Below are 15,828 nucleotides of genomic sequence, written 5' to 3'. Positions count from 1 at the left end.
GTTCTCCCCAGACGGCACCACCCTCGCCACCAGCGACAGCGCCGGGGCGCGGCTATGGACGGCCGACTCGGGCACTCTTCTCGCGACTCTCATGTCGACGCGGAGCGGGTGGGTGACAGTCCTTCCCGATGGTGCTTACAAGAGCTCCGGCGACACCGACTCCAGGTTGTGGTGGGCGGTGAAGCTGCGCAGATTCGAGATCGATGAACTCGACGGTGTCGCTTCGATTCGGCGGCTCGAGCCGGCCGATCCCATCCCGGGTCTAGAACACGTGCCGCGCAGCACGGTGCTGCCGCGCGACCGCTCCCGGCGTCGTATGTTCCCCTGGTCACGCCGCCGATAGGGCTCAATATCCCGATCGGCGGCGATCCGCTCGTCAACGCGGTCTACGTCTGCGACGGCATCACCGGCGTCCGGGTGGCGCTGGAGGCCGGCGAAGACTCGCTGGGTCAGCCGCTGGCGGCGGGTCTGGCGGGCCAGTGGGAGTCGAGTGGACGCAGGCCGCGGTAGTCGTCGGCGCGGGCGCGGTAGGTGGCGAGCAGGCCCATCACGGCCAGCCCGTTGGTGATCTCGCCCCGCATGACCTGGTCCACCGCCGCGGACAGGTCGATGCGGGTGATGCCCATCTCGGCCTCCTCGTGGACGCCGACATGCCGCTCGGCGGCCGGGATCTCCACCAGATCGCGGGCCAGGAACACCCGGAAGGCTTCGTCGGTCATCCCGGGTGAGGCGTAGACGTCGATGAGCAGGTCGAGGCGGCCGGCGCGCAGGCCGGCCTCCTCCGCCAGCTCCCGGGCGGCGGCGACGGACGCCGGCTCGCCGGGGACGTCCAGGATGCCGGCGGGCAGCTCCCACAGCGGCCCGCCGACGGGGTGGCGGTACTGGCGCACCATCACGACCCGTTCCTGCTCGTCGAGGGCGACGACGCCGACCGCGCCGGGATGGACGACGACGTCGCGCTGCGAGGTGTCGCCGTCGGGCATGCGCACCATGTCGCGGCGCAGGGAGATGACCCGACCGCTGTAGACGACGGAGCTGTCCGCCACCTCGTAGCGGTGCGCGGTGGGGCTGCTTTGCGCGGTGGGGCTGCTGTGCACGGTGTCGCTCACGGGGAGACCAGCTCCCCGTCGACACCGGTCACGTCCGCGGTGGCGGTGGAGCCCGCCGCGCGGCTGCCGTTCTTCGAGCCGGCCGCCTTCGAACGGCCCGCCTTCGAGCCACCGGCCGCCGGGCCGCCGCTGTCAGGCGCCACGCCGGCCGGGTCGGCGGCACCGGCAGCGCTGGCGGCGCCGGCCAGGGCCGAGGCCGGCATGTCGACGGGGAGCAGGCCGCGGCGCCGGTCCGCGTGCACGACCGCCGCGCGGGCGAGCCCGCGGAACAGCGGATGCGGGCGGGTCGGCCTGGAGCGGAACTCCGGGTGCGCCTGCGCGCCCACGTAGAACGGGTGGACGTCGGTGGGCAGCTCGACGACCTCGACGAGGCGGCCGTCCGGCGACGTCCCGGAGAAGACCAGGCCGGCGGCGGCGAGCTGGTCGCGGTAGGTGTTGTTCACCTCGTAGCGGTGCCGGTGGCGTTCCATCACCTCGGGTTCGCCGTACTCGCGGCGGGCGACGGTGTCGGGGCCGAGGGCGCACGGGTACAGGCCCAGGCGCATCGTGCCGCCCATGTCACGGCGGCCTTCGACGACGTCGAGCTGGTCGGCCATGGTGGAGATCACCGGGTGCTCGGTCTGCGGGTCGAACTCGGTCGAGTTCGCCTCGGCCAGCCCGGCCAGCGAACGCGCCGCCTCGACCACCATGCACTGCAGGCCCAGGCAGATGCCCAGGGTGGGGATGCCGTGGGTGCGGGCGTGCCGCAGCGCGGTGATCTTCCCTTCGATGCCCCGGACGCCGAACCCGCCCGGCACGATGATCCCGTCGACGCCGTCGAGCAGGTGCGCGGCGGCCTCCGGGGAGGTGAACTCGTCGGAGGCGATCCAGCGGATGTCCGGGCGGGCGTCGGCGGCGAACGCGCCGGCCCGCAGCGCCTCGCTGACCGACAGGTAGGCGTCGGGCAGGTCGATGTACTTGCCGACGATGGCCACCGTCGCCGAGTTCGCGGGATGGTGGACCCGCCGCAGCAGGGTGTCCCATTCGGTCCAGTCGACGTCCCGGAAGCTGAGGCCGAGGCGGCGCACCACGTAGGCGTCGAGGCCCTCGCGGTGCAGCACCTTCGGGATGTCGTAGATGGAGTCGGCGTCCGGGGCTCCGACCACCGCCTCGTCGTCGACGTCGCACATCAGCGCGATCTTGCGCTTGAGCGCGTCGGGCAGCGGCCGGTCCGAGCGGCACACCACCGCGTCCGGCTGCAGGCCGATGCTGCGCAGCGCCGCCACCGAATGCTGGGTCGGCTTCGTCTTCAGCTCACCCGACGGGGCGAGGTACGGGACGAGGCTGACGTGCACGGTGAAGGCGTTGTCCCGCCCGACCTCGTGCCGCACCTGGCGGATCGCCTCCAGGTAGGGCAGCGACTCGATGTCACCGACCGTGCCACCCACCTCGGTGATCACCACGTCGACCGCGTCGGTCGCCAGGCGGCGGATGCGGTCCTTGATCTCGTCGGTGATGTGCGGGACGACCTGGACCGTCTGCCCCAGGTACGCACCGCGCCGCTCCCGCGCGATCACCGCCGAGTACACCTGGCCGGTGGTCACGTTGGCGCTGCCGTCCAGATCGACGTCGAGGAACCGCTCGTAGTGGCCGATGTCCAGGTCGGTCTCGGCACCGTCGTCGGTGACGAACACCTCGCCGTGCTGGAACGGATCCATCGTGCCTGGATCGACGTTGAGATACGGGTCGAGTTTCTGCATCGTGACCCGCAGACCGCGGGCCTTCAGCAGACGGCCGAGGCTGGACGCCGTCAGGCCCTTACCCAGACTGGAGGCCACGCCTCCAGTGACGAACACATGCTTGGTCATATGCGCCTGCGCCACGCGGAACTCCCGTGGTCACGCCGCCGGTACCGGCCCCGGCGCCTCCACGGGTCTTCACGGTAACACCGCCCTGAGCAGGGCCGCAGGCCGCCCCGCCGGGGACGGCGTTCAGAACCGGTTCAGGACCGGTTCAGGACCAGCTCAGGAGCGGGTCAGCTCGGCCTTGTCCGCCGCGGCGGCGGCGAGGAGCTCCTCGGCATGCCCGCGGGCCAGCGTGCTCTCCTCCTGGCCGGCCAGCATCCGGGACAGCTCCCGGACCCGCGCCGGGCCGTCCAGCGCCACCACGCCGCTGCGGGTCACCGACCCGTCGCTGGCCTTGTGCACGACCAGATGCTGGTCGGCGAAGGCCGCCACCTGCGGCAGGTGGGTGATGCAGATGACCTGGTGGGTGCGGGCGAGCCGGGCGAGGCGGCGGCCGATCTCGACCGCGGCGCGCCCACCCACACCGGCGTCGACCTCGTCGAAGACCATCGTCGCGCCGGCGTCGGCCGCGGCGAGGACCACCTCGATCGCCAGCATCACCCGGGACAGCTCACCGCCCGACGCGCCCTTCTCCACCGGGCGGGCGGGCGCGCCCGGGTGCGGCACCAGCCGCAGCTCCACATCGTCGACCCCGCTCGGCCCGTAGGCGACCGTACGGCCCCCCACCGGCAGCCCGGCCGGGTCGTCCCGCTGGCCGACCACCGCCAGCACCTTCGCCCTGGGCATCGCCAGGCCCGCCAGCTCCGCCGCCACCGCCGCACCGAAACGCTCCGCGGCGTCGGCGCGCGCGGCGCTGATCCGCTCGGCGAGCCCGGCGAGCTCCGCGGTGAGCTGCTCGCACTCGGCGGTGAGCGCGCCGGACTGATCGCCGTCGCCGTCGAGCTCCAGCAGCCGCCGCCCCGCCGTCTCGGCCCAGGCGAGCACGCCGTCGACGTCCGTACCGTGCGCGCGGGCCAGGGTGGTGAGCTCGGCCCGGCGGGCCTGGGCGGACGCGAGCCGCGCCGGGTCCGACTCCACCCCGGCCCCGTAGGAGGCCAGGTCGGCGGCGACGTCGGCGAGCAGGGCCACCACCTCGGCCAGCCGGTTCGCGAGCTCGGCGAGCTCCGGGTCCAGCGACGCGTCACCCGCGACGATCCGGCGGGCGGCACCGACCAGGTCGACCGCGCCCGGGGTGTCGTCACCGGACTCCGGATCGCTGACCAGCGCCCCGTGCGCCGACCGCGCCACCTGCGACAGGGTCTCGGCGTGCTCCAGCCGGCTCAGCTCCGCGGCCAGCGCGACGTCCTCCCCGGGCTGCGGGGCGACCCGTTCGACCTCGGCGAGGCCGAGCCGCAGCAGCTCCGCCTCCTGCGCCCGCTCCCGGGCCCGCCCGGTGATCTCGGCGAGCCGGGCCCGGGCCTTCGCCAGCCGGGCGTAGACCCGGGTGTAGTGCGCCAGCGGCTCGGCGACCGCGGACCCGGCGAAACGATCGAGCGCGTCGCGCTGCATCGCCGGTCGCCGCAGGCGCTGCGCCTCGGACTGGCCGTGCACCGCGATGACGTTCTCGGTGATCTCGGCGAGGACACTGGCGGGCACCGAGCGGCCGGCCAGCTGGGCCCGCGACCGGCTTTCGGCGGTCAGCGTGCGCCCCATCAGGATCACGTCGTCGTCGAGCTCGCCGTCGAGCTCGTGCACCCGCTTGACCAGCGGGGAGTCGGCGGCCACGACGAGCCGGGCCTCCACGGACGCCCGGCCGGCCGCCGCGGAGACGAGGGCGTAGTCGGCCCGGCCCCCGGTCAGCAGGCCCAGACCCTGGACGATCATGGTCTTGCCGGCGCCGGTCTCACCGGTGACCACCGTCAGCCCCGGCGCCAGGTCGAGGACAGCGTCATCAATGACACCGAGGCCGCGAATGCGAATCTCCTCGAGCACGCCCCGCACTCTAGCGTCACATCCGCCCCGGCCGGCACCCGGAAATCGGGGAATGGGTGGCGTGCCGCCGATTCCCGGCACGTCCCGGCGCGGGGTGATGCCGATGCTCGCGCCGGTCGGCGCGCTGGTCAGGGCTGGTCAGCGCTCCGATCGCCCCCGCCAGCCGGCGACGGGAAGGTCGAACTTCGCCACCAGGCGATCGGTGAACGGCTGTGGTCTGATCACCGCGAGACGCACCGGCCGCCGCCCACGCACCACCTCGACCCGCGACAGGCTCGGCAGATCGAACATCCGGCGCCCGTCGCAGTAGAGCACCGCCGGGACGTCCGGCAGCACCTCGATGGCCACCACCGCGCCGGGCGCGAGCACCAGCGGCCGCGCGAACAGCGCGTGCGCGCTGATCGGCACCACCAGCAGCGCCTCCACCCCCGGCCACAGCACCGGACCACCCGCGGAGAACGCGTACGCGGTCGAGCCGGTCGGCGTCGAGCAGATCACGCCGTCGCAGCCCCACCGCGACAGCGGCCGGCCGTCGATCTCCACGACGCATTCGAGCATCCGGGCCCGCTCGGCCTTCTCCAACGACATCTCGTTGAGCGCCCAGCCGGTGTAGAGGACCTCGCCCTGGTGACGGACCGTCACCTCGACGGTCATCCGTTCCTCGACCGTGTACTCCTTGCGGACCACGTGCTCGACGGTGGCGCGCAGTGCGTCCGGCTCCGCCTCGGCCAGGAAGCCGACATGGCCGAGGTTGACGCCGAGCAGCGGGACGTCGGCCGAGCGGGCGAACTCGGCGCCCCGCAGCAGGCTGCCGTCGCCGCCGAGGACGAGCACCAGCTCCGTTCCGACGGCGGCGTCGATGTCCGCCGGCACGACGTTCGGCGCCGAGAGGTCCAGCAGCTCCGCCTCGTCCCGCAGCACCCGCGGCGAGACACCGGCCGCCCCGAGCAGCTCCAGCACCTGCTGGGCGCTCTCCCGCACCACGGAACGGCGCGGATGGGTGACGACAAGCACCTCACGGGTCATCGATCGGTCCTTGGGGAGGAGGGGGCGGAGTCCGGGGAGGGGGGCGCGACCTGCGCAGTGGCCGGCGCGGCGGCCGGTGCAGGCCCGGCCGGTCCGGCGGCGATCGCCGCGGCCGTCATCGCCTCGATCTCCCCGGCGCCACGGACCACGTCGGCACGCAGCCAGAGCAGGTACTCGACGTTGCCCGCCGGGCCCGGCAACGGGCTGGCCGTCACGCCGCACACGCCGAGCCCGAGCTCCGCGGCAGCCGCGGCGACGGATCGCACCGCACCAGCATGCAAGGCCACATCACGGACCACACCACCCGCGCCGAGGAACTCCCGGCCCACCTCGAACTGCGGCTTGACCAACAGGACGAAATCCGCGTCGGGCCCGGCGCAGGCCCGTAGCGCCGGCAGCACGAGAACCAGCGAGATGAACGAAAGGTCACCGACGACCAGATCCACCGGCTCCCCGACCTGATCGGGCGCCAGGTGCCGGGCGTTCGTCCGGTCCAGCACCCGCACCCGTGGATCCGCGCGCAGCCGCCACACCAGCTGCCCGTAGCCGACGTCGACCGCCACCACCTCCCGGGCGCCGTAACGCAGCAGCACGTCGGTGAACCCCCCGGTGGAGGCACCGACGTCGAGACAGCGCCGCCCGGCCACGACGAGCGCCGGTCGCGCCGGTCGCGCCGGCAGGTCCTGCGGCTCGTGCGCCCCCTGCGGCTGCGCCTCCCGCGGCTCGGTAGGCGGTTCCGCCGAACCGCCGGACACCGGAAGCCGTTCGGCGGAGCCGCCCGGCACCGGACGCGGCTCCGCGGAACCGGCGCGCACCGGAAACGGTTCCGCGGAGCCGCCGGACACCGCACGCGGTTCCGCGCAACCGCCGGACGCCGGGGCGGCACCTCCCGAACCGGGAATCCCCGGCTCAGGAACCTCCGGCTCAGGAACCTCCGGTGCGGGCACACCGAACGCTTCGAAGGCGCCGACCAGCTTGTGCGCGCCTCGGGAGGCATAGCCCGGATCGTCACCCACCGCCAGGACGATCGACGCCGACGCGTCGACCATCGTCGCCGGCTTCGTCGCCGTGACCCCGCCGACCCGGACCCGGCCGGCGCTGATCGCCTCGGCCGCACGCTCCCGCGACGTCACCAGCTTGCGGCGGACGAGTTCGACGTCCAGCCGCGCACGGCGAGCCACCGATGACCCCGCCCGACCCGACCGACTCACCGAGGCGCCCGGGCGCCGTCCGGACCGGATGTGCCGGCCAGATCCCGCAAGGCGTCCTCCAGAAGGCCGTGCACCTCCTCGAACGCCTTCAGATGCTCGACCGCCGGCCGGCCGGGGAGCATCGCGAGCCGCGCGAGTGCCGCCGTCAGCTCGGCGGACAGTTCGTCGGTGTTCACCGGACAAGCCTCTCGCATTCCGGATGGTGCCGATGCCCGGCCTGGACATCGCCATCCCACACGTGGTCGCACTCACACCGGGCCAGTCCCGCTCCGGCCGTCGGCAGCGCTCTCGCGTTAGTGTCTGACGGCGGTGGGGGAAGGAGGTGGACGTCCGGAATGGCGGACCGTTTGCAGTGTGAGGCCGCACTGCGTGACCTCGCCTCCCGCCTGGACATGCTCGCCCAGACCAACCGTGCGGCCCGCACCCCTGATCGTGTCATCGTCTGCCGCATCCCGGATCTGGAGACCACCTTCTCCGGTCATCTGCGCGGTGGCTGCCTGCATGACATCGGGGAGGGCGAGCGGCCCGGCGCACAGATCACCCTCACCCTCAGCAGCGACGACCTCCTCGCCGTGACCAGCGGGACGCTTTCGGTCACCTCGGCCTGGGCCAGTGGCCGCCTCAAGGTGGACGCGAGCGTCCGCGACCTGCTCCGGGTACGCGCGCTGCTGTGACCTGCGCTGCCTGACCGACCCGCGTTGCGTGACCGACCTGTGCTGCTCGCGCTGACCTGCGCTGCGCCCGGCCGGAGCCGGCATCAGCGGGGTACGCGCAGGTCCTCGCAGCCGGGCGGCCGCTCGTCGGCGAGCGCGGTCAGCGTGCGTCCCGCGTCGGCAGCCGCCCAGGCCAGGGCGCAGGCGGCGCGAAGCGCGTCGAGGCCGTCATCTCCGGCGCCGGCGCCGGTGTTGGTGTTGGTGTTGGTGTTGGTGCTGCGACCAGCTCTCCCGTCGTCCGCCGCCGGGTGCCAGCGCAGGGTGGTTCCGTCCAGAACGCAGGCCCAGGCACCGCACCGGGACGAATCGTCCCGTACCTCGACCGCCGGCTGGGTACGGCGCAGCCCGCGCAGGTCGGCCGCGACGAAGGTGGGCCGGTGCCACGGCGGCGCCGCGAACAGCTCGGCGGGCCCGGTGACACCGGTGAACACGAGCAACGTCGGTGTCGCCGACCGCGTGCCCGCCTCGATGTCGGTGTCCAGCCGGTCGCCGACGATGATCGGGTTGCGCGCACCGCTGCGCCGCACCGATTCGGCGTGCATCGCCAGCTCCGGCTTCCCGGTCACGACGGGCTCGGCCTCGGTCGCGGCCCGGACGAAGGCCACCAGCGCCCCGTTACCGGGCGCCAGCCCACGCTCCGTCGGCACCGTCAGATCCGTGTTGCTCGCGACCCACCAGGCACCCGCCCGGACGGCCAGCACGGCCTCGACCAGCCGGGCGTACGTCATCTCCGGGTCGAAACCCTGGACGACGGCGGCCGGCTCGTCGGCAGCCGACGACGTCGGCGACAGCCCCTCGGCCCGCACCGCCTCCCACAGCCCCGCCCCGCCGGCCACCAGCACCTTCGCCCCCGCCGGGAGACGCTCGGCCAGCACGTGCGCGGCGGCCTGCGCCGACGTCACCACATCGGTGGGACCGGCCGGAACCCCGAAGCCGGTCAGCCGGGCGGCGACCGTCTCCGGGGTCCGCAGCGCGTTGTTCGTCACGTAGACCGTGCGCATTCCGTCGACGGCCGCGGCCTCGATCACGGCCGCGGCGTGTGGCACGGCCCGCTCGCCCCGGTTCACGACACCGTCGAGATCCATCAGGGCGACGTCGAACATCGACGCGGGCGTCCGAGACGAACCGGAAAGCGGCGCCCATGTCGCCACCGCCGTCGCGGCCGCCGCGGCCATCACAGGCGTGGCAGGGGACGCGGTTGGCGCAGCCGTTACTGGCGCGGTCGAGGGCCTCATGCGCGGTTCAGCGCCGCGCGCGCGCCGCGCAACGCGACACCGTAGTGGGCCAGGTCCGGCCGCATCGCCACGGCGAGCGCCAGGTGCTCGATGGCGACCCGCAGGTCCCCCGCCCGACGGGCCGCCATTCCCAACCCGAACTGGGCGTAGTCGTCCGTGGGATGCCTGTCGACGATCCAGGCGAAGGTGCGTGCGGCGTCATCGAACTGACCGGCCTCGAACTGGGCCCGGGCCAGTGCCTCCCGCACGCTCGGCGACGCCGGCTCCGCCGCCACCGCGTGTGCGAGAAGCTGCACAGCGGCGTTCGCGTCGCCGTGCCCCAGCAGGGCCATCCCACGTGTGTACCAGTCGTAGACCTCACCGGCAGGCGAGCGCGCCGGCTCCGGCCCCTGCCGACCGCCCCCGCCCCCGCCCCCTGTGCCGAACTCCTCCGTCATGGCACCTCCACGTCGTCCGGACCACCGCGGTCGCGGCAACCACGGCAGCGGAACAGCACCGCCCGGCCGACGCCCTCGGCGACACAGATGGGAGGGAGGTGTCCCACCCTCCCAACCAGTTTCACCGTAAGCGGCACTCACATGCCCCAACATCGGAATAACGGCCTGTCTTCCACGCCACCCGGATCCGTCCCGCCGGGACCGCCGCGCCGGGAACGCGGCGTCGCCGCGGTGGGGCAGCCAGCGGGAGCCGGACCTCGCGGCGGATGAGGGCACGCGGTCGGAGCACCTACGATGCGCCTCATGGTTGCCCCTGATGCCGCCGCGCCCGTTCCCCCGGTGTCCGTCCCGGTGCCAGTCCCCGCCGGACTCGTGCTGGCGCCCTTCCGCGCGGCCCGTTTCGCGGCCACCGGCGCGGATCTCGCCACGCTCACGTCGCCGCCCTACGACGTCATCGACGAGGACGAGCGCACGGCGCTGGAGGCCTCCGCCGCGCACAACGTCGTCCGGCTGATCCTGCCGCGTGACGTTCCCGGCGATGTGCCCGGCGATGCTCCTGGCGCCCTTCCCGGGCCCGGCGCACCGGGCGGGGCGGACGAGGTCGGCAACCGTTATGAGCAGGCGGAGCGAACCCTGCGCGCGTGGCTGGACAGCGGCGTGCTGGTCCGCGACGACGTCCCCACGCTCTACGTGTACGAACAGCGACAGGGAGACCACGTCCAGCGCGGCCTCGTCGGAGCGCTGGCACTCGCGGACCCCGACGCCCGGATCGTCCTGCCGCACGAGAACACCATGGCCGGCCCGGTCTCCGACCGGCTCTCCCTGACCCGCGCCACCGCGGCCAACCTGGAACCGATCTTCCTGCTCTACGACGGCGGCGGCCCGGCCAGCGCCGCCGTGGCCGAGGCCGTCGCCAGCCCTCCGATCATCGACGTCGACACCGACGTCGACACGGCGGACCGCGTGACGCACCGGCTCTGGGCGATCGACGACCCGGCCACCCTGGAAGTCATCGCGGCGGATCTGCTCCCCCGCCGCGCGGTGATCGCGGACGGCCATCACCGGTATGCGACCTATCGCCAGTACCAGGCGGAGCGACACGCCGCCGGCGACGGCGACGGCCCGTGGGACCTCGGGCTCACCTTCCTGGTCGACGCCACCGCCAGCGGCCCGCAGGTACACGCCATCCACCGCGCCGTGCGGGGCCTCACCCTCGCCGACGCGGTCAGCCGGGCCCGGGAGTCCTTCACCGTCCGCCAGCTCACCACCACGAATGCCTACGACACAGCCGCCACCGCTGCCGGGACCGGCACCATCGCGACCGGCGCGACCGGCGCGACCGGCACTTCCGGCGCTGCCGCGGGCACGGCGACCGCGCCGGTGCCCGTCCCCGTCGACCCCGCGACGCTGCTCGACGAGCTCGCCACGGCCGGACGGGCGGGCCATGCCTTCGTGATCACCGATGGGTCGGCGGCCTACCTGCTCACCCAGCCCTCGGCCGACCTGCTGCGACAGGCGCTGCCGGCCGAGCGGTCGGAGGCGTTTCGGCGCCTCGACGTCACCGTGGCGCACCTCGCGCTGATCTCGCAGGTGTGGAAGCTGGAGGACGCCGTCGGGGTCGTCGACTACTACCACGACGCGCCGGCCGCACTGGCTGCCGCGCGCGCCTCCGGCGGGGTCGCACTCCTGCTGAACCCGACTCCGGTCGCGGACGTGATCGCCGTCGCCGGCGCTGCTGAGCGGATGCCCCGCAAGTCCACCCTTTTCACGCCCAAGCCCCGCACCGGGCTGCTGATGCGTCCGCTGGACTGAGGATCCGCGCCGGCGCCAGTTCATCTCAAGAGGTGCGAAAGGGGCATAGAGCACCTGGCGGGTCGCAAGAAAGAAGGATTCTGGTCGTGCCGACGACCAAAATCGTTCAGTCTTGCGGCTCGCCAAACCGGGCCACCGGGCCGCGGCGCTGAGTCTTGCCTCGGGATGGCCATCCGGCGCGCCTGGGCGCGCCGGATGGCGCACCGTCAACCGGCCGGCTCGTCCTCGTCCCGGCTTCCCGCCTCGGCCGGCTTCACACCGCCCGGGGCATCCGAGAAGACGATCTCCGGGATCGGGGCCGCGCTGTCCGCGGCGACGGCCGACGCCGTGCTCTCCGGGGCCGCCGAGAAGTCGACGGCAGGCTCAGCCACAGGCACCGGCTCACCGGCGCCTGTGGCTGCCGAGGCCGAGGCGGCATCGACCAGCTCAGCCGCATCCACCTCGCTCGTCTCCCCACTCGGCTCGTCCGCCGGCTCGTCCGACGCGAGATCCTCCGCGTTCTCCGCCGCGAGATCCTCGGTGTTCGCCGCGTTTCCCTCGGCGCGGGACTCCTCACCCGATACCCCGGGAAGGACCCCCTCGTCTGCGTCCTCGGAGCGCGGCTCCTGCGCGAGTGCCGTCTGCGCGAGTGGCTCCGCGCCGACCGGCGCGGTCACGCCGTCCGGCCCGGACTCAGGGCCTGCGTCGTCGTTCAGATCCGCGACGATCGGGGTGGCGTCAGACCCGGCCGAGCCCACCTCGTCCTCGTCGTCCTCGTCGCCCTCGTCCTCGTCCGCCTGATCGACGGCATCGATGCCGTCAACGTCGTCAACGACCTGGTCGGCATCGTCGGCCTCGTCGTCGATGACCGTCAGCTCGTAGATCCGCTCCGCCGCGTCGGTCTCGTCCTCGTCGATCGCCGCGGTGGCCGTGAACCAACGCAGGGCCTCCACCGGACGATCCGCGGCGAGCAGCGCCTCCGCGTAGGCGTACCAGAGCCGTGGCGTCCACGGACGCGGTTCGCTCCTGGCCATCGCCGCGTCGCGCAGCAGCACCACCGCAGCCTCGGGCTGGCCCATGTCGCGCCGGGCACCGGACACCACGATCAGCAGCTCCACCCGCGCCGCCTCGTCCAGCTCGGCGACACCGGGATCGGACAGGCAGTCGACAGCACGCTCGGGTCGGCCGAGACCGCGCTCCGCGTCGGCCATCAGTGGCAGGTTGTGCGGCGACCCGTCGATGCGCCGCGCCGCACGCAGCTCCAGCAGCGCGGCCGCGTACTCACCGGCATGGTAGGCGGCTACGCCGACCGCCTCACGCACAGCTGCCATGCGGGGCAGCCGCGCCGCCGCCGCTCGGGCGTGCTCCAACGCCAGCGCGGGATCGGTGTCGACGAGCATCGCCGCAGCGACGAGATGCCGGGCGATCGTCTCCGCCAACGGCGCCGGCACACTGCGCAGGTCCCGCCGGACGTCCCGGTCGAGCAGCTCGGCCCGCGCCTCGTCCGGCAGCGCGGGCGCGGCCGGGCGACGACGCGGGACGGTGCCGTCCCCCGGACCACCCGACCGGCTGGGGCTGTCGGTGGGACGGCGTGCGGGCCTCCCGGCCGAGGGGCCGCCGCGGGAGGCGGGCCGACCACCATCCGAACGGCGCGGGCCCGAGCGGTTCGCGTCCGGACGCGAACCCGACGACGGACGCTCCCATCGTGGCTTCGTCTCGCCACCACGGTAGGTATCGCCCCTACCGACCTGCGGGCCCGCGGGCGCGGCGCCGTTGTCGGCCGCGCCGCCACGGGCCACCGGCTCGTGGTCCGGCCGCGTGCCCGGCTCCGGCTTTGTTTCCTGCGCCGGCCTTGAGCCCGGCTCCGGTCGCGTGCCGGGCCCGAAGCGTCGCGGCCGGTCGGCGCCGTCGGACCGAGGCGCGTCGGATCGAGGTCCGTCGGACCGAGGTCCAGACGCACTCCAGCGGCCGGGCCGCTCCCCGCCGTCGCGGCGGAAATCCCGGCGGCCGTCGCGACCGCCGGCACCGGTTGGACGTCCGCGGTATCCCGTGGATGACGGCCCGGACTCGCCACGTGGGGTGTTGCCCTCACCGTGCGGTCGCGCCGGCCGGCGCTCGGTGCTGTCGAAGCGCCTTTGGTCGGTACGGCGCTCGGGCCCTCGATCCGCGCCCGCGAAACGCCGCTGGTCGGTGCCACGCTCAGCCCGGGGCCAGCGGTCACCGCTGGGCGCGGAGGAGCGGTCGGGGCGCTGCTCACGGTCAGGGCGCTGCTCACGGGGACCGCCGTGGCGGGCGTCCCCGCGGGAGAAGCCCCGACCGGCGCCACCACCGTCACCGGAACGCCGGTCGCCGGCGGCGAACCGCTCGGGGGCACGTCCACGGCCCCCGTCGCGACGCGTATCGTCCCGGCGGGTCTCGCCGCGATCACGCCGGTCGCTGTCACGGCGGTCGCTGTCACGGCGGTCGGCGTCTCCGCGGCTGTCCTCTCGGCGGTACCCCTCGCGGGTGGCACCACCGCGTGCAGGTCCGCCCCGCCAGCCGTCAGAACCCGGAGCACCGCCGCGCCGAGCCGCGTCATCGCGTGGAGCACCATCACGGCCAGTGGACCAGGGCCGGTTCGTGGAGACACGCGCAGGCCCGTCGGAACGCGCACGGTTCACCGGTGCGCCGGCGGACGGCTTCCCAGCCCCGCCACCAGGCCGCCGTGCCGCCCGGTCACCGACATAGCGACCGGAACGCGCACCGTATCCGGAGCTGTCGCCTTCTCCGCCGTCGCTCGGCCGGGACCAGCGTCCGCCGCCGGCCGGACCGCCATCAGGTCGACCCGTACCAGGGGGCCTGCCGTAACTCTCGCGCCGGCCAGAGCTCTCCGTCCGGCCAGGCCTCTCCTGCCAGCCGGAGCTCTCGGTGCGGCCCGCACCCTCAGCGCGACCCGCGCCCGTGCTGTCGCCTCTCCCCGCACGCTGCCACTGCGGACGCGGCCCCGAGCCCGAACCTCCACCCGATCCGCCGGTCTGGTTGTCGCGCCAACGGCCGCCACCGGCCCGCGGTGCAGGGCCAGCACGCCCGGACGACGCCCGCCCGGACGAAGGCGTCCAGCCGGTGGCGGCGGTGCCACGCCCGGCGCCCGCTCCCCGCGCCGGGCCGGCGCCACGCGAACCGCCGCCCGCGGCACCGCCGCCACCACCGCCACCACCGCCAGCCGACGAACCGCTCGAACCGGCGTGGCCGCGGGGGGCAGCCGAACCCGCCGGGCCGCGGCCGCCCTCGGTGCGGCGAGCGGGCCGGTCCTGTGACCACCCGCCGTCGCCCTTCACCACGCGCCCGGATCGCCTGACCTCGCTGCCGCCTGCGCGGCCGCCCTCCGACGAGGTGCGGCGCGGTCCCTGACCGTCGCGTCGGTCCCCACCGCTTCTCACTGGTCGCGCCGGCCGGCCCTGCTGGCCGGCGCGCCGCTCCCGCGGAGGCCCTCCAGACCCGGACGGCTGGGACCTCGACGACTCGTCGTTCGGCATAACGGAAAGCATTCCCTTCGTTCCGGGGTGCCGGAACGCGGCCTTCCCCAGGTACATCTCATTCTCTGCGGCAGGCCCGGCAGGCACCCGCCGGGCCTGCCGGAGAGCCAACTGATACCGGACGTCCCACCAGCTCCGGTCCGCCGCGCCCTCCAGGTCGGCCCCGGGCCCAGGGACACCGACGAACCTGTGGGACACGCTCGGAGCCTCATCAGCGCCTCATCAGCGCCTGGCCACTGGTGATACGTCCAGCGGACCTGTACCCCTGGCGCGGCCGGCGACCGGGAGGCCACGAGAGCCTCCGGGGCGATCCGACAAGGCACTACAAACCAAAAGGCACTACAAATACAGGTAGGGGCTGTCTCCGGCACCAACCAGAGACAGCCCCTACCTAAAGAAGTCCGGCGGCGTCCTACTCTCCCACGCGGTCCCCCACGCAGTACCATCGGCGCTGAAGGGCTTAGCTACCGGGTTCGGAATGGAACCGGGCGTTTCCCCTTCGCCAAAGCCACCGAAACACYWTCAGACCCGACCCTCCGGTCGCAGCCCGRGAACCGCACAGTGGACGCAAAACAGCAGAATCATATGTAGTCAAGCCCTCGGCCTATTAGTACCGGTCAGCTCCATGCGTCACCGCACTTCCACCTCCGGCCTATCAACCCGATCATCTAGTMGGGGGCCTTACCAGGCTACCCTGTGGGAGACCTCATCTTGAAGCGAGCTTCCCGCTTAGATGCTTTCAGCGGTTATCCCTTCCGAACGTAGCCAACCAGCCATGCCCTTGGCAGAACAACTGGCACACCAGAGGTTCGTCCGTCCCGGTCCTCTCGTACTAGGGACAGCCCTTCTCAAGTCTCCTGCGCGCGCGGCGGATAGGGACCGAACTGTCTCACGACGTTCTAAACCCAGCTCGCGTACCGCTTTAATGGGCGAACAGCCCAACCCTTGGGACCTACTCCAGCCCCAGGATGCGACGAGCCGACATCGAGGTGCCAAACCTTGCCGTCGATATGGACTCTTGGGCAAGATCAGCCTG

At 73.5% G+C, this 15,828-nt stretch carries 12 protein-coding genes and 2 rRNA genes; 3 read left to right on the top strand and 11 right to left on the bottom strand.

The window, feature by feature from the left end:
- Positions 1-343 (top strand): hypothetical protein (locus CcI49_RS42965; protein WP_206745188.1); only part of this gene is annotated, 343 nt, incomplete at its 5' end.
- A gap of 106 nt (positions 344-449) precedes the next feature.
- Here the strand turns inward: CcI49_RS42965 and CcI49_RS39045 are convergent.
- From CcI49_RS39045 to CcI49_RS39020, 6 genes are all read right to left on the bottom strand, one after another.
- Entirely contained in the window at positions 450-1,109 is a 660-nt protein-coding gene (locus CcI49_RS39045; protein ID WP_198955759.1) for an NUDIX hydrolase, read from the bottom strand.
- On the bottom strand, positions 1,106-2,971 hold the full coding sequence (locus tag CcI49_RS39040; protein WP_076834760.1) for a CTP synthase: 1,866 nt from the start codon (positions 2,969-2,971) through the stop codon (positions 1,106-1,108). The genes CcI49_RS39045 and CcI49_RS39040 overlap by 4 nt, the downstream gene beginning before the upstream one ends.
- A gap of 141 nt (positions 2,972-3,112) precedes the next feature.
- A complete protein-coding gene (recN, locus tag CcI49_RS39035; protein WP_054566660.1) occupies positions 3,113-4,864 on the bottom strand; it encodes a DNA repair protein RecN in 1,752 nt (583 codons plus the stop codon).
- Between the two features lie 138 nt (positions 4,865-5,002).
- Positions 5,003-5,890, bottom strand: a complete 888-nt coding sequence (locus CcI49_RS39030) for an NAD kinase (RefSeq protein ID WP_076834758.1) — start codon at positions 5,888-5,890, stop codon at positions 5,003-5,005.
- Entirely contained in the window at positions 5,887-7,071 is a 1,185-nt protein-coding gene (locus tag CcI49_RS39025; protein ID WP_076834756.1) for a TlyA family RNA methyltransferase, read from the bottom strand. The genes CcI49_RS39030 and CcI49_RS39025 overlap by 4 nt, the downstream gene beginning before the upstream one ends.
- 26 nt (positions 7,072-7,097) lie before the next feature.
- On the bottom strand, positions 7,098-7,277 hold the full coding sequence (locus CcI49_RS39020; RefSeq protein WP_006542181.1) for a hypothetical protein: 180 nt from the start codon (positions 7,275-7,277) through the stop codon (positions 7,098-7,100).
- 159 nt (positions 7,278-7,436) lie between these two features.
- Here CcI49_RS39020 and CcI49_RS39015 point away from each other — a divergent pair, with 159 nt between their 5' ends.
- On the top strand, positions 7,437-7,775 hold the full coding sequence (locus tag CcI49_RS39015) for an alkyl sulfatase C-terminal domain-containing protein (RefSeq protein ID WP_054566657.1): 339 nt from the start codon (positions 7,437-7,439) through the stop codon (positions 7,773-7,775).
- A gap of 83 nt (positions 7,776-7,858) precedes the next feature.
- On the opposite strand, the gene CcI49_RS39010 is transcribed toward CcI49_RS39015, so the two are convergent.
- On the bottom strand, positions 7,859-8,917 hold the full coding sequence (locus CcI49_RS39010; protein WP_116437625.1) for an HAD hydrolase-like protein: 1,059 nt from the start codon (positions 8,915-8,917) through the stop codon (positions 7,859-7,861).
- A 128-nt stretch (positions 8,918-9,045) separates the two neighbouring features.
- Positions 9,046-9,486 (bottom strand): tetratricopeptide repeat protein, encoded by a 441-nt coding sequence (locus CcI49_RS39005; RefSeq protein ID WP_076834751.1) that lies wholly within the window; start codon positions 9,484-9,486, stop codon positions 9,046-9,048.
- A 294-nt stretch (positions 9,487-9,780) separates the two neighbouring features.
- Here CcI49_RS39005 and CcI49_RS39000 point away from each other — a divergent pair, with 294 nt between their 5' ends.
- Positions 9,781-11,298, top strand: a complete 1,518-nt coding sequence (locus tag CcI49_RS39000) for a DUF1015 domain-containing protein (RefSeq protein WP_076834749.1) — start codon at positions 9,781-9,783, stop codon at positions 11,296-11,298.
- Between the two features lie 206 nt (positions 11,299-11,504).
- Here the strand turns inward: CcI49_RS39000 and CcI49_RS38995 are convergent, their stop codons facing one another.
- The 3 genes from CcI49_RS38995 to CcI49_RS38980 form a co-directional block, all read right to left on the bottom strand.
- Positions 11,505-13,076 carry a hypothetical protein gene (locus CcI49_RS38995; RefSeq protein WP_076834747.1) on the bottom strand — a complete coding sequence of 524 codons (1,572 nt, stop codon included), beginning with the start codon at positions 13,074-13,076 and terminating at the stop codon, positions 11,505-11,507.
- 2,115 nt (positions 13,077-15,191) lie between these two features.
- Positions 15,192-15,308, bottom strand: a 5S ribosomal RNA gene (rrf, locus tag CcI49_RS38985).
- Between the two features lie 71 nt (positions 15,309-15,379).
- Positions 15,380-15,828: ribosomal RNA gene (locus tag CcI49_RS38980) — 23S ribosomal RNA — on the bottom strand; the annotation flags it as partial.

Source organism: Frankia sp. CcI49, from assembly GCF_001983215.1.
GTDB classification, from domain to species: Bacteria; Actinomycetota; Actinomycetes; order Frankiales; family Frankiaceae; genus Parafrankia; species Parafrankia irregularis.
Note: the sequence above shows the minus strand (reverse complement) of the source record. Positions and strands in the feature narration are given on the sequence as shown.